Origin of the sequence: Bradyrhizobium prioriisuperbiae, assembly GCF_032397745.1 — a bacterium.
GTDB classification, from domain to species: domain Bacteria; phylum Pseudomonadota; class Alphaproteobacteria; order Rhizobiales; family Xanthobacteraceae; genus Bradyrhizobium_A; species Bradyrhizobium_A prioriisuperbiae.
The window spans coordinates 7565285-7579532 of the sequence record NZ_CP135921.1 but is presented as its reverse complement, the minus strand read 5'-3'; the positions used below and the strand labels follow the sequence as shown (position 1 = coordinate 7579532).

Here is a 14248-nt window from a genome sequence, read left to right as displayed (position 1 = left end):
TGTCGCCGCCCGCGGGGGTCACACAGGGCCCTGTGAGGCCGCGCCAGCGGTAAGTTGCTTGAAGCTCGCGGCCAGGGGCCGCAGAATCGGATTGCCGGGACATTCATGCCTCAAAAGGTTCGAATCGCGCTGGACGCCATGGGGGGCGATGTCGGCGCTGCGGTTATTATTCCCGGCGCTGCGATCTCGCTCACCCGACACCCTGAGACGGAATTCGTGTTGGTCGGCGACAGCGCCCTGATCGGGCGGCAGCTTGATGCCCATCCGGCGCTCAAGGCCGCGTCCCGCGTGGTCCACACCGACGTTGCGATCCGCATGGATGAGAAGCCGAGCCAGGCGCTGCGCCGCGGCCGCAAGACCTCGTCGATGTGGCTCGCGATCGATGCGGTCAAGCGTGGCGAGGCCGATGTTGCGATCTCGGCGGGCAACACCGGCGCGCTAATGGCGATGTCGCGACTGCACCTGCGGATGCTGCCGGGCATCGAGCGGCCCGCGCTCGGCGCGATCTGGCCGACGCTGCGCGGGGAATCGATCGTGCTCGATGTCGGCGCCTCGATCGGCGGCGATGCGCAGCATCTGGCGGCGCTCGCTTTGATGGGCAGCGCCATGGCCCGTGTGCTATTCGATCTGGAACGGCCGACCGTGGGCCTGCTGAACATCGGCGAGGAGGAGATCAAGGGCGTCGAGGAGGTCAAGGCAGCCGCGAGTCTGTTGCGCGCGCTCAACCTGCCGCAGCTCGACTTCATCGGCTTTGTCGAAGGCGACGGAATCGGCAAAGGCGCCGCCGATGTTATCGTTACCGAAGGATTTACCGGTAACATCGCCCTGAAAGTTGCAGAAGGGACCGCACGACAGATTGCAGAATACATCCGGAGTGCTATGTCGCGAACGTGGCGTTCCAAGATCGGCTATATCTTCGCCAGAGGCGCATTCCGCGCACTGCGCGATAAAATGGACCCTGGCAAAGGCAATGGCGGGGTGTTCCTTGGACTGAACGGCATCGTCATCAAGAGCCACGGTGGCGCCGATGCCGAGGGTTTTGCGTCGGCCGTGGACGTTGGTTATGAGATGGTCAGATACGATCTCCTGACCAAGATCAACCAGACACTTCATCGCGAAGGCGGAGCGCTTGTACTGGCGCCGGCCGCCCAGGAGGTTAGCTCGTGACTGTGACGCGTTCGGTCGTGCTCGGCTGTGGGTCCTATCTGCCTGAGCAGATTCTGACCAATGCGGAGTTGGCGGCGAAGATCGACACTTCGGACGAATGGATCGTGCAGCGAACCGGCATCCGGCAACGCCACATCGCCGCGCCGGGCGAGTTCACGTCGCATCTCGGAACCAAGGCCGCGCAGGCAGCGCTGGCGCATGCCGGCGTCGATGCCCAGTCGATCGACCTGATCGTGTGCGCCACCTCGACGCCCGACAACACGTTCCCGGCGACTGCGGTCGCGATTCAGAACGCGCTCGGCATTCATCACGGCGCGGCATTCGATCTGCAGGCGGTCTGCTCCGGTTTCGTTTTCGCGGTCGCGACGGCGGACAACTTCCTGCGCAGCGGCGCGTTCAAGCGCGCGCTGGTGATCGGCGCCGAAACCTTTTCGCGTCTGCTCGACTGGAACGATCGCACCACCTGCGTGCTGTTCGGCGACGGCGCCGGCGCTATCGTGCTGGATGCGCAGCAGCAGTCCGGCACCCTGGCGGACAGCGGCGTGCTCACTACGCACCTGCGTTCCGACGGCCAGCACAAGTCGAAATTGTTTGTCGACGGTGGTCCGTCATCGACCCAGACCGTCGGCCACCTGCGCATGGAAGGCCGCGAAGTGTTCAAGCACGCGGTCGGCATGATCACCGATGTCATTGTCGCTGCGTTCGAGGCGACCGGCACCACCGCCGACGACATCAACTGGTTCGTGCCGCATCAGGCCAACAAGCGCATCATTGATGCATCCGCGCATAAGTTGCATATCGCACCCGAAAAGGTTGTGCTCACGGTGGATCGCCATGGCAACACCTCGGCGGCTTCGATCCCGCTGGCGCTCTCGACCGCGGTCGCGGATGGCAGGATTAAAAAAGGAAATCTGGTGCTTCTGGAGGCGATGGGTGGTGGCTTTACCTGGGGCTCCGCGCTGATCCGCTGGTGATTTGAATCGAATTGTTTGTAGGCTGCGTCGCAATTTGATGCTCAAGCAGAGTTGACCCTTGGGCGCTAAACTCCTAATTTCAGGGGCGAATTGTTCGCCGGATTGGGGCAGGCGATGACTGGAACCGGAAAGACTGTGACACGAGTCGACCTGTGCGAGGCGGTCTACCAGAAGGTAGGACTGTCGCGAACGGAGTCGTCGGCTTTCGTGGAACTCGTGCTCAAGGAGATCACCGATTGCCTTGAAAAGGGCGAGACCGTGAAACTCTCCTCGTTCGGCTCGTTCATGGTGCGCAAGAAAGGCCAGCGCATTGGCCGCAATCCGAAGACGGGAACCGAAGTCCCGATCTCGCCTCGGCGCGTCATGGTGTTCAAGCCGTCGGCGATCCTGAAGCAGCGTATCAACGGCAACGGCGTCGAGACCAAAGCCGACTGACGTCGCCGGCTGCGTCTGCGCCGGACGTGCCATTCGCAAGCGTTGTGGAAGTCTCAAGCGTGAGCGTGCGTCCTGATCGCGAGGCCGGTACGTAATTTTGCGGACATCGGTCTTGCGCGCCATGCTCCCTCGAAAGGATGAGGCATTGGACAAGGCCCCCGACGCATTCCGGACCATCAGCGAAGTTGCCGACGAGCTCGATATCCCGCAGCACGTGTTAAGGTTCTGGGAAACCCGGTTCACCCAGATCAAGCCGATGAAGCGCAGCGGGGGCCGCCGCTATTATCGCCCCGACGATGTCGATCTGCTGCGGGGCATCCGCCGTCTGCTCTATGGCGAAGGCTACACCATCCGTGGCGTGCAGCGGATCCTGCGCGAGCAGGGCATCAAGGCCGTGCAGGGGCTGGCGGATCAAGCCGCGGCGCCGCCCTCGGTGGTGGGGGACCGTCACCATGCCGCGCCGGAGGATGACGACGATCTTCCCGATCAAGATATTGATGATGCCGACTCGGACGAGCCGGGTTTGAACGAGCAAGCTCTGGATGAACTCGATCCGGACGAGACCGGCCTTGAAGACGATGACGACGAGGAGGAGGAAACGGCAGCCTCCATCCCCCCGCAGCAACGGGTGGCGACCCGGCCGCCGGCCAATCCTTTCGAGGGCGCCGCGCGCCCGGAACCGACCATCACCGTGCCGCGGCCGGGCGGCGCACCGCAGGAACGTGCTCCAGGGGGCCAACAGGGGATGTCCGGGGCGGACGCCCGGAAACTGAGAGGTGCCCTGGACGAACTGATGGCCTGCAAACGCTTGATCGATGACGCGCTCAAGAGCGCCCCGGCCGAGATGTTTCCCCGCAAATGACGGGCGTTTCCCGCAAAAGGGGCCACCGCCCAAACGGCTCTCGAACGGTTCTTGCGTCCCGGCGGGAACGACGCTACAGCATCCGGGCCGCGAGGCACGGAGCGTAGCGCAGCCCGGTTAGCGCACTAGTCTGGGAGACTAGGGGTCGGAGGTTCGAATCCTCTCGCTCCGACCATATTCCTCGCATTGGCCCTGCTGACACCGAATCACTTGTTCAAGCCCTTGGCTCCAGCCTGGGGTTGCCGCGAGCGCTCGTGTCTGGGCAAGGGATACCCCCACTGCACCATCCAGCACGGCATCAACTCCCCGCACTCAGTGCTTCAGGCCGCTGTCGAGGGCGAGTGTCCCCATGGTGACCCCGAGCTTGCGATATTCGGGGTGGTTCGCAATCACACTCCGCAACGCGATGACCTGGTCGGAGGGCACGACGGCGCCTTGCGCATTGATGATCGATCTGGCGATTCTATCAGCCGTTTTCTTGGGCTCGTCGGCGAAGTGCCCGCCGCCGTTCGAACGGCGATAATACAGCGCTCCCGCGACGTAGGCGGCGCCTTCGTTTTCGGTGTAAGTGCCCGTGAACTTGAAGCCTTCGATGTCGAAGATCGCGTGAACGCATTCGTGGACGATAATCATCTGTTCCGTCAGCGTGCCGCCGAAGGTCGCGGTCGGAAACAGAAGTTTGTCGGTGTTCGGATCATAAGCTGCTCCCGCGCCGATCGGCACGCCTCCGATGTCGATATCGATGCCGACATAGCCCAGCGTTTTCATCAATAACGCCGTACTGACCGCGCGGAAGCCGCTGGAATTGACGCGATATTGCCCAAAGCTGAAATCGATCTGCTGCACGGCCGGCGATGCCAGCAAGCCCACCAGCCGGGCGCATAAGGCATTTTTATCCAACATGACCCGCCTCCGAACCCAAGCCTGGTGAACGGCCGGCGAAAAATCGTGCTAGCTTTCCGTCTCGATCGACCATTGTTCACACCTTGTGATGTTCGAGATGCCTGCTGGCGCACACTTGATCTGGGCGGTGGCGCTGTGTTTTTCGGCGTTGCTGCCGGCCGCAGGCTATGCGGACGACGTCAAAGGGAGCGTCAATCGCGGCGTCAGCCAGGGGGTCAATTCCGGATCAAACGACAGATCTGATCAGGGATTCGACACCGAGCACCTGTTCGGCTTCATGTTCGGATCCGATATCGGCACCGTCGGCGAGCGTGAATTCCAGAGCCAGACCACGGGACGGTTTGGCAAAAGCGGCGGGACCTACCGGGCGGTCTCCCAGGAGCTCGAACTCGAGTTCGTGCCGGCCCCGAATTTTCGTCTGGAACTCGGCGGCGCGTTTGCCTCCCACGACATCGGCGGCGTGTCCGGTTTCGAAAACCGCCGCCAGCTTGCGTTGCAGGGCCTCTCACTCGATCTGCGGTACCGCCTGCTGGATCGCGAGGTCGCGCCGTTTGGTCTTTTGTTTGGAGTCGAGACCCACGCCGAGCGGATCGACGAGACCACGGCCGCCAAGGTCCGGCAGTACGGCACGGAATTCACCCTCGCATTCGATCGGGAGCTGATTCCGAACACGCTGCTGGCGGCGGTCAATCTGATGTATCAGCCGGAGTGGACCCACGTCGTTGCGTCTGGGTCGGGAGACCAGGATGCAACGGTCGGTGTTGCGGCATCACTGATGGCGCAGGTCCGGCCCGGGCTCTTCATTGGCAGCGAGGCGCGTTATCTGCGCAAGTATGAAGGCCTTGGTTTGAACGAACTGGCCGGTCAGGCGCTGTTCGTCGGTCCCACGGCCTTCATCAAGTTGTCCGAGCGCTCGCGCTTGACCGCAGCCTGGAGCTTCCAGGCGTGGGGGCGTGCGGCGGGCGGGGCGGGGCCGCTGAATCTCGTTGATTTCGAGCGCCACCAGGCGCGGCTGATTTTTGGCGTGAATTTCTGAGCGGTGGTGCGCTGCGATATGGTTCGGGCGCAACAGCTGAACAGGCCTGATCTCGCGTACGTTTGAAACTTCAGCTGATCGCATCCGTTGCTGATATGATCATCTCAGCGAAAAGGGGTGTCGCCATGGATCTGATCGATCTGGTTGTGACCGTGTGTGCGCTGGCCGCGCCTGCCAACTGTGAAGAGAAACATCTCGAGTTCCAGTGGAGTGGCTCGCTGCAGCAATGCGCCAATGCCGCGCCGCCTTATATTGCGCAGTGGATCGGCGACCACCCGAAATGGAGTGCGGTGCGCTGGCGCTGCGAATATCCGCACCCGCCGGACAGGACCGAAGCCATCCCACGCGTGCGGGCGGCCTGAGTGCCGTCGGACCGTCCGGCGTGGCGTCACTTCTTGTTGCAGTCCTTCAAATCCTTATCGGCGAACGAAAACACCGCGTCGGCGGCGATCTCGATGTTGCGCACAAAGCAAATGCGGCCCTTGGGATAGCCGACCTTGGCGTCGTAGCGTCCAGGTTCGATGTCCGTGACGCGCACGCGCTCGTCATGATCGACCTCCTTGTCCTTGTCGTTCAGGGTCTGGTTGGATCCCCAGGTGTCCTTGCCGGCAGGTGAGAGTTGCAGGTTCGACACCGTCGCCGACGTCAGGTTCCAGAACCGGATGCCTTTGCCCGCTGCGGACGCCCCGGTCGAACTGGCGAGCAGCAGGGCAGTAGAAACCAATATCCATCGTTGCATTGTTGTGTCCTCCCTTGGTCATCCTGGCCATTTGTAAGTTGGCCGTTACTCCCGTGATTCTTTTATCATGCGATCCCGATTTTTGGCGGCGTCGAAATTCCTGGCATTGTCGAGACCGATCGGCGCGATCAGCTTCGCCGAGGCGAGATCGGCCCCATCGAAATCGGCGCCGACAAGGGTGACGCCCGTCAGGTCGGCGCCGCCGAGCTGCGCTCCTTTCAGGGAGGCATCCGTCAAGTCGGCGCCGCTGAGCGAGGCGAATTCGAGGTCGACGCGGGAGAGATCCGCGCCGCGCGCGTTCAGTCGCTCCAGATGAGCCGACTTTAGCACCGCGCGCATCAACCCCATCGACTGGTTGCGCATATCGGCGCTGAGATTTGCGCCCGCGACAGACGCGCCGACGAGGCTCGCGCCGGTGAGGTCGGCCGTAATGCGTGCCTGCGAAAGATCGGCGCGATCGAGGCGCGCGCGTCGCATCTGCGAACCGAACAGGCTTGCGCCTTTCAGGCTCGAGTCGGTGAGGTCCGCTTCGATCAGCCAGGCTTGGCTTAGATCCGCGCGATCAAGCTTCGCTTCGACAAGTTTTGTCTTGTTGAGTTTGGCCGCGCGAAACGATGCGCCGGACAGATCGAGCCGGGACAGGTCGAGACCGGACAGGCGTTTGCCGGAGAAGTCGGCGGGGGCAGCGACCGTCGCTTTGGCCAGCACGGCTTCGACATCCTCCCGGGTCAATTCGGCCGAGACCATGTCAGGTGACGACAGGTCGACATGGCGCATCATGTCCTGCGCGACGGCCACCGCAAGAAAGCCGGAACCGAGCAGTGCAACGGCTCCGACCAGTCGCATCATCGCACGGATCTTGACCCAGCTTCGCATGCTATGAGGCCTCCCGCGCGTCATGGCCGTTTTGGCTGTGTTGCGCGATCTCGGCCTTGATCGCGGCGATCTCCGCCGCATTGCGCGCCGCGCGTGGCGTGGGGATCGGGATGTCAGCGATAATGCGGGCTGGGCGGGGCGAGAGCAGCAGGATGCGATCGCCCAGCCGGACCGCGTCGTCGATGTCATGGGTCACCAGCAGTGTCGTGGTCGGGCGACGCTCGACCAGAGCGGCGATCTCGTCGCGCAGGCGGGCGGCGAGCGCCGCATCGAGCGAGACCAGCGGCTCGTCCAGAATGAGCACATTGGGCTCGATCGCGAATGCGCGCGCCAGCGCAACGCGCCGGGCAAGGCCGAGCGAGAGTTCGCCGGGGAAATGGGAGCGGTGCGCGCTCAATTCCAGGATTTCGAACAGCGCGGCGAGCCTGGCTTCATCGATATGCGGCGCCGCCAGCCGCACGTTGTCGTCAATCGTTCGCCACGGCAGCAGGCGCGGCTCCTGGAACACCATGCCGATGCGGGTGTTCGGCGGGAGCGCGATACGGCCATGATAGTCGGGGTCGAGGCCGGCCACGATCCGCAGCATGGTGGTTTTGCCGCAGCCGGATGGTCCGACCAGCGCCACCAGTTCGCCATGGTCCAGCGTGAAGGCGAGATCGCGCAGCACGTTGACCCGCTCGCCCGCGGCATTGACAAAAACCTTCTGCGCGATTGCAACCTCAAGCGGCATGCTGCCGCCAGCGCGACGCGCGTTTTTCAAAGGGCTGCACCAGCAGGATCTCGATCGCCAGCACGATGGCGGAGAAGCACAAGGCGTAGGCGAGGATGCGGGGAATATCGAACAGCTGGAATGCGGTCCCGATCTCGAAGCCGACGCCGTTGGGACGCCCCAATAGTTCGGCGATCAGCACGATTTTCCAGACCAGCGACAGGCCGGAGCGGGCGGCGGCGGCGATATAGGGCGCGAGCTGCGGCAGCACCACGTGCCGGAACGCGGTCCAGCGCGTAAACGCGAATACGGTCGCCATCTCGTCGAGTGATGGGTCGAGTGCGCGGCTGCCTTCGCGGACGGTGACCACGGCATTGGGCAGCTTGTTGATGGCGATGGCCGCGATCGCCGCGACTTCGGTCAGGCCCGCCCAGATATAGGCGAGCATGATGACGACCAGCGCCGGCAGATTGAGCAGCACGATCAGCCAGGGATCGCCTAGGCGATCGGCGGTCCGCACCCGACCCATCAGGTAGCCGATGGCGGTGCCGAGCGCCATCGCCAGCGTGAAGGCGAGGGCGACCCGCGCCAGCGTGACCGCGAGATGAAAGAACAGCGCGCCCGAACGTGCCTCGGTGACGATGGCGGCGAGCACGGTGGGCGGCGAAGGCAGTTGCTCGCTGCCCGCGACCAGCGAACCGATCCACCACGCGGCGACGAACAAGGCGAGCGATATGAGCCGGAGCATGTCAGCCTCCGGTCGCCGGGCGATAGAAGGTGCCGGGGTCGAGATCCTGGCCCGGTCCCACGATCTCGGCTCCACCGATCCCGGCCAGCACGCGGTAGAGCGTGCGCGCGTCGGCCTCTTCTTCGGCGATCGGGCGGCGCGGAATGCCTTCGCGGTAACGCTCGCGGTAGGCGCGCAAGGTTGCGGCGTCGGTGGCGCCGGTGAGGGGGGCAATGATGTCCCAGTCCGCGTCGGAGGTGGCGAGGATCTCTTTCGCCTGCCCTGTCACGGCGAGGAAACGTGTGATCGCCTCGCGGTGCGAGGCCGCCCAGGTTTCGTTGAAGACATACCCGATCATCGCCGTGCGGCCCTTGGCGCCGAGCTTCAGCAGAATGTCTTCCATCCCGACCAGGCGGCGAAAGCCCTTGGCCTCCAGCGCCGCGCAAAAATTCCAGTAGTTCAGGTTGGCGTCCATTTCGCCACTGATGGTCTTGCGCGCCAGCAGCGGCGGCGCGCCGTACGCAATCGTGGCGTCCGATGTCAGGTCGATGCCGTCACGCTTCATGAAGGCGCGCAGCAGCAGCCAGCTCTTGTCGATGGCGCCGCCGGCGACTGCGAGCTTGCGGCCCTTCAGGTCGGCCAGGGTTCGGATCGGGGAGGCGTCCGGCACCATCACGGCGCCGAGCGCGCTGGAATAAGGATAGAACGTCAGTTTCGCGCCAAGTTGACGCTCTCGTGAGACCCACAGCCAGTCCGATACGATCACATCCGCGGAACCGCCCCGCAGCGCGATCTTGCCGGATTCCGGGCTCGCCAGCTCGACGGCCTCGATGATGAGGTCGGCTTGCTTGTCCAGCCCGCGGGCGCGAATAACTGCAAGTTCCCAGGACAGCGTACCGGTCTTCTGCACCGCCAGGCGAACAGTTTCAGCGGCACACGATGGCCGAGCGGAGGCGAGAGCGATGATGACGACCGCGAGCAGGCAACCGGCGGCGGACTTGACGGCATTTTTCATGCGTGGATATTTCGGAGCATCTTGGTGCAAAGGTCAACCCGCAAACCGGGAAGTTTTCACTTTGCATCCGTCCTCGTCTATCGTGGTGGGGCTGCGACCATCAGCAGCAGGAGAAACATCGTGACTTGCATTGCATTGAAACGATTTTTGCTTGGCGCGCTGGTGCTGCACTGCATGAACGGTGTTGTCGCCCACGCAGCCGGCGTCAACGACTATCCCACGACGGCGCGCGCCGACTATGTGTTCGGCTGCATGAAGGCCAACGGCGAGACGCAACGCTCGCTCGATCAGTGCTCGTGCTCCGTCGACGTCGTCGCTTCGCTGTTGCCCTACGACCGTTATGTCACCGCCGAGACGGTGTTGAGCATGGCGCAGGTGCAGGGCAATCTCGGCGGTCAGTTCCGCTCATCCGAACAGGCGACGAGCGCGGTCAGTGACCTGCGCCGCGCGCAAGCGGAAGCCGAGGTGCGGTGTTTCTAGCGCAGCCTTCTCGCCGCAGGCCGCTTCGCCTCGCTACATCCCGGACGACTCGACCGGCCATTCGCCCTGGAAAACGTGACCATCGGTGTCCTTCGCCTCGACGCGAAACGTTTTGGCCTCTCCAGGACGGTAGGTGAAACGGATATTCGGATCTTCCGAGATCGAGATGCCACCGTCCATCGCCAGCACCAGCCTGTCGTCTTGCCAGATGCGCAGCTCGTTGACGAAGAAGGGCGGCACATAAAGATGGGTGATCTGGTCCATCTGCAGCCCGGAATTGTTCGGGTGTCCGATCATGAGCTGGGCTTCGCGGGCGCCGCTGGACGGCGCGTCGCGGGCTTTTGCGAACTGCCTGAAGCGCATCTTGCCGAGCCGGTTCCTGGCCTCGTCAGCATTTTTCGCCGCCGGGGCTGAGCAGCCGCCTGACGCCTTCACATAAGTCTTGGTCATGTAGAGCTTGCCGTCGCTCAGTTCGGCGACCGCATGCACGTCGGTATAGTTGTTGACGCGAACCCTGGTCGAGATCTCGGACACGGCGGCGTCGGCGCCGAGGTCGAACCGCGCCGCCATCGGCGCGGGGTTCTGGTCGATCACCAGCGTGATGGCGACGACGCGACGGGGGTCTCCGGATGGCAGCATGGTGCGCAGTGTGACCGGCACGATCGCCGCATCCTCGGCGCGGTAGGGCATCTCGATCGCAATCACACCCGCGCCATCCTGCATCGGGCGATTGTTGAAGATGTCTTGCACCAGGCCCGGCCAGACATTGTGCGCAACATCGCTGGGTGTTGCACTTGCTGTAGGCGGGGTGGATGTCTCGGCGCGTGCGACGGAGACGCCGATCTGCACAGCCGCCAGACAAGCCGCCAGGCAGGTCCAGTGAAGACCTGACCAGCGGAATAGAGGCGAGAGGTGGAAGCTTGTTCGGCGCACGGTCGGGTGCTCCTGCCATCAACGAAGCGTCATCATCAGCATATCCAAGGTTGACGTCTATTCCCATTCCATTTCGGAGAATGCTGCAGTTGCGTTGCGCGCGTTGTAGTCCCCGAACAAGTTCCACCGGGTTTGTTCGGATGCTCCGGCGGTTTTGACCGCTGCCGCCAGCGGCACGCCGGATTTGATCAACGTGCCGACGTCTGTTCGCAGTTTTTCGAGATAACGGCGCTCGTCACTCAAGGCCTGGGGCCAGGCCGCGACAGGGCCATGTCCCGGTACCACCCGCCGGGCGGAGATACCGGCAAGCTGGTCGAGGGTTGCGAGCCAGCCGCGGATGCTGCCGTCGATCACGGGAATGTGCTCCAGGAAAACGAGATCGCCGGCAAACAGGGTCCCGCTGGTGGAATCGAGGACCGTGAGGTCGCTGTCGGTGTGTGCCGCGGGCCAGGCCCGCAGGATCAGCGGCCGGTCGCCGAGAGCGAGCGTAAGTTCGCCATCGACCGGGATCGTCGGCGGAATGATCTTCACCTCGTCGATCAGTTCGTCACCCATCAGTCGGCGAAATGCGTCGAGGTAAAGCTGCCCGTGCGTGGCGAGTGTCCGCCGCAGATTCTTGTGACCGACAAAATCGATACCATCGCCTGCGAATGCAGCGTTGCCAAAAGCATGATCGGGATGGCCGTGGGTGTTCACGACATAGCGGATCGGTTTGTCGGTATGGGCGCGCACGGCCGCGAGCAGGCGTCGCCCTTCGCGCACGCTGCCGCCGGTGTCGATGACGGCGACGGACTCTTTTCCGACAACGAAGCCGACATTGGCGATGGCGCCCTCGTTGCGCATCGTCATCAGCTCCATTGCGCCGACGTGAACGAAAACACCGGGCGCGATTTCAGAAACGGGGAGTGCAGGAGAGGATTGCTGCGTCTGTGCGAGCAATGGTGCGGCGGTGATTGCAAACGCGGCAAGCAATGCAAGGCGACGAATCATCGGAGGCACCATCAGGCGTCGGGGTTCGAATGTAGTATTGGTGTAACACAAACCGCGTTTGCGTCGCTGCATGAGCGAATAAAACGCGACATCGATCATTCCGCAGTTCCGATTTAACCCTTTATTTGCAGCGAAAACTTGCATTCACGTGAGTTAAACGCTCGCTCGATGCGAGAGAGCGTGTCGAAATCTGATCGCGATTGATTTCTTGTTGCACGCCAAAGTTCGCAAGCATAGCATCGGGACAATGGACCAGAGTTCATCGGGATGTTGATCTCAGATCCATCGGGATATTGGACTGGATATCTGACCTGAGTATCGAGTTGTCGTTCGCCGGATTTCAGATTGGTTGGGATAGCTGAAGTTCAGGCGAGCTTCGCGAGTGGAAGGCAGGGGCGTTGTCTCTCATCTCGCCGGAGCGATTGCACACCGTTGGAAGACCATCCCCCAAGAGTTGACGCTGGACGCGGATGAGAGCCCGGCGACGAATTAAAGTTTGAGTCAAATAAATAAACCGTGGGAAGGATTCGCTATGCGCAAGGTGATGCTTACAAGCTGTCTTGGTGCTGTCGCGGCGCTGACGATCGGCGCTGCAAGTGCCAACGACGAACTGATCAAGATGGAGAAGAATCCAAAAGAGTGGGTGATGCCGGCTGGCAATTATGCCAACCAGCGTTACTCGGAGCTCAAGCAGATTACCGCTGCGAATGTGGGCAAGCTGCAGGTGGCCTGGACGTTCTCGACTGGTGTGCTGCGCGGCCACGAAGGTGGGCCGCTCATCATCGGCAATATGATGTATGTGCATACGCCATTTCCGAACATGGTCTATGCGCTCGACCTGGCGAATGAAAACAAGATCGTCTGGAAGTATGAGCCAAAGCAGGATCCGAACGTCATTCCGGTGATGTGCTGCGACACGGTGAATCGTGGCGTCGCTTATGGTGACGGCAAGATCTTCCTGCACCAGGCCGACACCACGCTGGTTGCGCTCGATGCCAAGACCGGCAAGGTTGCGTGGTCGACAAAGAATGGTGATCCCGGCAAGGGGGCAACCGGCACCTCCGCGCCGCTCGTCGTGAAGGACAAGGTGCTGATCGGAATCTCCGGCGGAGAGTTCGGCGTCCAATGCCATGTCACGGCCTACGACATGAAAGACGGCAAGCAGGTCTGGCGTGCCTTCTCCGAAGGTCCGGACGATCAGATCAAGTTCGATCCGGAAAAAACCATGGCGCTCGGCAAGCCGGTCGGAAAGGACTCGAGCCTGACCACTTGGCAGGGTGACCAATGGAAAATCGGTGGCGGCTGCACCTGGGGCTGGCTGTCGTATGATCCGGGCCTGAACATGGTGTATTATGGGTCGGGAAATCCCTCGACCTGGAATCCGAAGCAGCGCCCGGGCGACAACAAGTGGTCGATGACCATTTTTGGACGCGACGCGGACACCGGCATGGCGAAGTGGGTCTATCAGATGACGCCCCACGACGAGTGGGACTATGACGGCGTCAACGAAATGATCCTCTCCGATCAGCAGGTCAACGGTCAGGCCCGCAAGCTGCTGACGCACTTCGATCGCAACGGTCTGGCCTACACGCTCGACCGCGCCAGCGGCGAATTGCTGGTCGCCGAAAAGTATGACCCGAAGGTCAATTGGACCAGCGGCGTCGACATGAACAAGAGTTCGCCGACCTATGGTCGTCCGAAGGTTCTTGATCAGTATTCGACCGACAAGCAGGGCGAAGATGTCAACGTCAAGGGCATCTGCCCGGCGGCGCTTGGCACCAAGGACGAACAGCCGGCGGCCTATTCGCCGGAGACGCAACTGTTCTACGTGCCGACCAACCACGTCTGCATGGACTATGAGCCGTTCAAAGTGAGCTACACGGCGGGCCAGCCCTATGTCGGGGCGACGCTCTCCATGTATCCGCCCGCCGGCGAGTCCCACATGGGTAACTTCATTGCCTGGGACAACAAGGCCGGCAAGATCGTCTGGTCGAACAAGGAACAGTTCTCGGTCTGGTCAGGCGCACTTGCGACAGCCGGCGGCGTGGTGTTCTACGGAACGCTGGAAGGCTACCTGAAGGCGGTCGATGCCAAGACGGGCAAGGAACTCTACAAGTTCAAGACCCCGTCCGGCATCATCGGCAACGTGACGACCTATGAGCATGGCGGCAAACAGTTCATTGCCATTCTCTCGGGTGTTGGTGGCTGGGCAGGTATCGGCCTGGCAGCAGGGCTGACCGATCCGACCGCCGGCCTCGGCGCCGTCGGCGGCTATGCGGCACTGAGCAACTATACGGCTCTTGGCGGAACACTCACGGTGTTCTCGCTGCCGAACGCGAACTGAACGATCGATCATCGCTCCGGCGCGTGGAACCACTCCACGCGCCGGTTCGTTCAGTTAT

The 14248-nt window shown here is 62.5% G+C and carries 16 protein-coding genes and 1 tRNA gene; 9 read left to right on the top strand and 8 right to left on the bottom strand.

Going from position 1 to position 14248, the window contains the following annotated elements; translation table 11 throughout:
• The first annotated feature begins 105 nt into the window (after positions 1-105).
• The 5 genes from plsX (at position 106) to RS897_RS35245 (ending at position 3613) form a co-directional block, all read left to right on the top strand.
• A complete protein-coding gene (gene plsX / locus RS897_RS35265) occupies positions 106-1167 on the top strand; it encodes a phosphate acyltransferase PlsX (protein ID WP_315833280.1) in 1062 nt (353 codons plus the stop codon).
• Positions 1164-2141, top strand: coding sequence for a beta-ketoacyl-ACP synthase III (locus tag RS897_RS35260; protein ID WP_315833279.1), 978 nt, complete (start codon positions 1164-1166; stop codon positions 2139-2141). Before plsX ends, RS897_RS35260 begins: the two co-directional genes overlap by 4 nt.
• Before the next feature lie 114 nt (positions 2142-2255).
• Positions 2256-2576 (top strand): integration host factor subunit alpha, encoded by a 321-nt coding sequence (locus tag RS897_RS35255; RefSeq protein ID WP_315833278.1) that lies wholly within the window; start codon positions 2256-2258, stop codon positions 2574-2576.
• 145 nt (positions 2577-2721) lie between these two features.
• Positions 2722-3438, top strand: coding sequence for a MerR family transcriptional regulator (locus tag RS897_RS35250; RefSeq protein WP_315833277.1), 717 nt, complete (start codon positions 2722-2724; stop codon positions 3436-3438).
• A 97-nt stretch (positions 3439-3535) separates the two neighbouring features.
• Positions 3536-3613: transfer RNA gene (locus RS897_RS35245), tRNA-Pro, on the top strand.
• 137 nt (positions 3614-3750) lie between these two features.
• Here RS897_RS35245 and RS897_RS35240 read toward each other — a convergent pair.
• On the bottom strand, positions 3751-4341 hold the full coding sequence (locus RS897_RS35240; protein WP_315833276.1) for a hypothetical protein: 591 nt from the start codon (positions 4339-4341) through the stop codon (positions 3751-3753).
• Between the two features lie 97 nt (positions 4342-4438).
• Here RS897_RS35240 and RS897_RS35235 point away from each other — a divergent pair, with 97 nt between their 5' ends.
• Positions 4439-5377: a hypothetical protein gene (locus RS897_RS35235; RefSeq protein ID WP_315833275.1), complete on the top strand. Its 939-nt coding sequence runs from the start codon at positions 4439-4441 to the stop codon at positions 5375-5377.
• Positions 5378-5502: 125 nt separating this feature from the next.
• Positions 5503-5739 carry a hypothetical protein gene (locus RS897_RS35230; RefSeq protein ID WP_315833274.1) on the top strand — a complete coding sequence of 79 codons (237 nt, stop codon included), beginning with the start codon at positions 5503-5505 and terminating at the stop codon, positions 5737-5739.
• 26 nt (positions 5740-5765) lie between these two features.
• On the opposite strand, the gene RS897_RS35225 is transcribed toward RS897_RS35230, so the two are convergent.
• Genes RS897_RS35225 through RS897_RS35205 form a run of 5 tightly spaced genes read right to left on the bottom strand, consistent with a single transcriptional unit; the run spans position 5766 to position 9443 of the window.
• A complete protein-coding gene (locus RS897_RS35225; protein WP_315833273.1) occupies positions 5766-6116 on the bottom strand; it encodes a hypothetical protein in 351 nt (116 codons plus the stop codon).
• Between the two features lie 45 nt (positions 6117-6161).
• Positions 6162-6992 carry a pentapeptide repeat-containing protein gene (locus RS897_RS35220; RefSeq protein WP_407654365.1) on the bottom strand — a complete coding sequence of 277 codons (831 nt, stop codon included), beginning with the start codon at positions 6990-6992 and terminating at the stop codon, positions 6162-6164.
• Between the two features lies 1 nt (position 6993).
• Entirely contained in the window at positions 6994-7722 is a 729-nt protein-coding gene (locus RS897_RS35215) for an ABC transporter ATP-binding protein (protein WP_315833272.1), read from the bottom strand.
• A complete protein-coding gene (locus RS897_RS35210; RefSeq protein WP_315833271.1) occupies positions 7712-8449 on the bottom strand; it encodes an ABC transporter permease in 738 nt (245 codons plus the stop codon). The genes RS897_RS35215 and RS897_RS35210 overlap by 11 nt, the downstream gene beginning before the upstream one ends.
• Position 8450: 1 nt before the next feature.
• Positions 8451-9443 (bottom strand): ABC transporter substrate-binding protein, encoded by a 993-nt coding sequence (locus RS897_RS35205; RefSeq protein ID WP_315833270.1) that lies wholly within the window; start codon positions 9441-9443, stop codon positions 8451-8453.
• A 174-nt stretch (positions 9444-9617) separates the two neighbouring features.
• Between RS897_RS35205 and RS897_RS35200 the strand changes: the two genes are divergently transcribed.
• Complete coding sequence (locus RS897_RS35200) at positions 9618-9923, top strand: hypothetical protein (protein ID WP_315838845.1); 306 nt, start codon at positions 9618-9620, stop codon at positions 9921-9923.
• Between the two features lie 33 nt (positions 9924-9956).
• On the opposite strand, the gene RS897_RS35195 is transcribed toward RS897_RS35200, so the two are convergent.
• Positions 9957-10856, bottom strand: a complete 900-nt coding sequence (locus tag RS897_RS35195; protein WP_407654364.1) for a quinoprotein dehydrogenase-associated SoxYZ-like carrier — start codon at positions 10854-10856, stop codon at positions 9957-9959.
• A 57-nt stretch (positions 10857-10913) separates the two neighbouring features.
• Positions 10914-11846, bottom strand: coding sequence for a quinoprotein relay system zinc metallohydrolase 2 (locus tag RS897_RS35190; protein ID WP_315833269.1), 933 nt, complete (start codon positions 11844-11846; stop codon positions 10914-10916).
• 532 nt (positions 11847-12378) lie between these two features.
• On the opposite strand from RS897_RS35190, the gene xoxF5 reads away from it, so the two are divergent.
• The gene (gene xoxF5, locus RS897_RS35185) at positions 12379-14190 is read left to right on the top strand and encodes a lanthanide-dependent methanol dehydrogenase XoxF5 (protein WP_315833268.1); all 1812 of its coding nucleotides are present in this window, start codon (positions 12379-12381) and stop codon (positions 14188-14190) included.
• Positions 14191-14248: the final 58 nt, after the last annotated feature.